Source organism: Paraburkholderia sp. SIMBA_030, from assembly GCF_046535245.1.
Classification (GTDB): Bacteria; Pseudomonadota; Gammaproteobacteria; order Burkholderiales; family Burkholderiaceae; genus Paraburkholderia.
Window position 1 is genome coordinate 1 of sequence record NZ_JAWRXB010001405.1, and the last position, 244, is coordinate 244.

The window sequence follows — 244 nt, forward strand, 5'->3', positions numbered from 1 at the left end:
CAAAAACGCCTCCGCCGAAGCATAGTCCCGCACCTTGCAACCCAGGGAGCGAACGAGACTGCACGTTGCGACGCGGACATTTTCGTCGTCGTCGACAATGGAAACAATCATGGGGGTTTGCAAGCGAATAGTCCTCGTCCAAAACGGCAATTCGGGCGGGGCGTAAAAGGGCTGACCGCTCACGTTCGTTATCTTAGACAGGTGTGCGATCCAATAACACTATATTTCGATCTGGTGCAACTAT

At 52.9% G+C, this 244-nt stretch carries 1 pseudogene; it reads right to left on the reverse strand.

From position 1 onward, the window contains the following. A pseudogene (locus SB772_RS44655) lies at nucleotides 1–111 on the reverse strand (response regulator); the annotation flags it as partial. Nucleotides 112–244: the final 133 nt, after the last annotated feature.